Genomic DNA, 2,426 nt, shown 5'->3' on the forward strand with positions numbered 1-2,426 from the left:
TCTGTTGACATTCCGGCACCGAAGGTCGACATTCCGGCACCGACATCCGCCACCCTGGACACCGCCTTACCGGCCGAGGAATCCGACGACGTGTAGCCCACCCGCGTCCCGACCTTCTGGGTGATCCGGCCGAGCCGCTGGATCGGGATAGATCGGGAAGCGCGACCGAGCCGTGTCAGCCGTCGTCGGGACGCCTTCGGTTGTCTTCAGGCCCGTCGTCCATGCCTCGGCCACCGTGGCGAGGTCGCCCTCAGCCCGCGGCGACGGGGCTACCAAGGATGTAGCGGAATGGTCACGCCGCGGAAAAGGCCGCCCGAGGGCGAACGCAGCGAGATGGACAAGAAGTGCAACGCCGAGCTCTCCGCTCTTCGGGCACCCGTCGAGCGAGTCGTCGCGCAATTCAAGTCGTGGCGCATACTCCATACCGACTGTCGATGCCCATACCACACCTACCACGATGCAACTCGTGGATTATTTTTCTTTTCAATTTCATGGGGTTTTGAATAACCCTCTGGATTGCCGTAGCGGCTGGATCGTTCAATTCGCCCAGAATCCCGCCACGCGGCCGGCGTCGTCGAAGCCGAAGAAGGAGACCCCTGCCTTGTTAGTCGGCAATCTGTCCGCGCCGTCAGTCCCCAGCGCTACGTTGATCTTCTGTGTACTCCACTTTGTAATATCCAGACAGAGTTCCGCAAGTTGCTCGGAGCTGAAGAACGAGCGAGCCTGCTCGGCAACGGTTTCAGACAGCGAATCCGGACGGGTGATGAACGCGTCCGTGATCCGCAACGCGACCTTGAACCGTTCCGGTAGATCACTCCGTTCGTAGAAATCGATCTTCGCGGTCATTGTCTCGTCGACACCGGCCGCTTGGGCATCCGCCAGCCGCAGCGTCTGACAGATACGGCATCGGTGCGTCCGGGCGCAACGCAGTCGGACGAGTTCCGTCGTCACCGAATCCAGGGCCTGGCCGCGTACCACGGCGTCCTGATACGTCGCGAGCACCTTCCGCATGGGAAGGTCGAGGTGCGGCTCGCTCTTCGCGGTGTCGGCCACGGCTGACGTCGGAGCAGGCGCCGCTGCCGCTTCAACGACTGGCGCCAGCAGGACCTGCGCGACCATCTGCAAACGCTGGGTGAATTCGATGGCATACAGCGCGCCGACGAAATCGGACAATTCTGTGCGCCCCAGCTGGTGAGCCAAGACGTCGAGCGCCGCCGTCGTCATCCCGCTGACATCCATGACGAACTGTTCGGCGAAGGCCAGGCATTCGCGTTCCACGGGCGAGAAGTGCGTCGACGTCGGATACGCAGGCAGATCATTGATCTTCGCCTCGGAAAGATCTCCAGTGCGAGCCGCCGGGGACCGGGCCGCTTCGCCGGCCCGGTTACCGATTAGGCAAGCCACCCGTAGCCGCATGAGTTCGAGCAGCGCCGGTTCGGCAGTACGCCAGGCGTGTTCGTTGACGCGGTCCAGCAACTGGGTGGCGTCCGGACGGAGAGCGCACAGCTGGCCGGGAAGCCGCCATATCGAATGATCCGCAAGGCCGATGTCGGCCGAAACCAAGTTACTGGTCATAGAATAAAATTACCATCGCCGGCCAGGGCGCCACAACCCATCGCCCCGGCCGTAGCGTGCGGGTGGAACCCGGACGCGGCGGTCCTTGACGACTTTCGTCATCCCTGATTGTCTACATTGTTACTGGATTTGTCATCAAGTAAGTAACTTGGGATGGTCAACGCGGTGCGCAATGCGCGCCCACCCCGGGAGCCGAGGGCGGGAGATATCAGATGGGTAAGCTGGATGGCCGGGTCGCGTTGATCACCGGAGCCGCACGTGGGCAGGGCCGAGCGCACGCGGTGGCGCTGGCCGGCGAAGGTGCGGACATCATCGCGACCGATCTCTGCGCGGACATCCCGGTGTGCGACTACCCGCTCGCCACCCTCGAGGATCTTGCCGAGACCGGGCGCCTGGTCGAGAAGCTCGGTCGCCGGGCGGTGACCCACCAGGTCGACGTCCGGGACGCACCGGCCATGCGGACCGCGGTGGACAGCGGGGTGGCCACGCTTGGGCGACTGGACATCGTGGTCGCCAACGCCGCGATCGCCCCCATCGGAGCGGACCCCCGGCACGACCCGGACGAGCTGTGGGCGGCGACGCTCGACACCAACCTCACCGGCGTCTGGAACACACTCGCACCGGCAATCCCGCATCTGGTGGCCGGGGCACGTGGCGGGGCCATCGTGCTCATCAGCTCCACTGCTGGGCTCAAGGGCATTGTCAACGGCTCGGTGGGCGCCACCGCCTACACAGCAAGCAAGCACGGGGTGGTCGGCATCATGCGGGCGTTGGCTCTGGAGCTCGCGCCACACTCGATCCGGGTCAACACCGTGCATCCGACCGGCGTCAACACCCCGATGATCCGTAAT

General features: G+C 64.3%; 3 protein-coding genes. 2 read left to right on the forward strand and 1 reads right to left on the reverse strand.

The window, feature by feature from the left end; all coding sequences use genetic code 11:
- Positions 1-120 precede the first annotated feature (120 nt).
- Entirely contained in the window at positions 121-507 is a 387-nt protein-coding gene (locus U9980_RS28715) for a transposase family protein (RefSeq protein WP_416210357.1), read from the forward strand.
- Positions 508-537: 30 nt separating this feature from the next.
- Here U9980_RS28715 and U9980_RS22470 read toward each other — a convergent pair whose 3' ends face one another.
- Entirely contained in the window at positions 538-1,575 is a 1,038-nt protein-coding gene (locus U9980_RS22470; RefSeq protein ID WP_322769749.1) for a hypothetical protein, read from the reverse strand.
- Positions 1,576-1,787: 212 nt separating this feature from the next.
- Here U9980_RS22470 and U9980_RS22475 point away from each other — a divergent pair.
- Positions 1,788-2,426: mycofactocin-coupled SDR family oxidoreductase (locus U9980_RS22475; protein WP_322769750.1), on the forward strand; the 639-nt coding region annotated here is incomplete at its 3' end.

Source organism: Protofrankia sp. Cr1, from assembly GCF_963555865.1.
Taxonomy (GTDB): domain Bacteria; phylum Actinomycetota; class Actinomycetes; order Frankiales; family Frankiaceae; genus Protofrankia.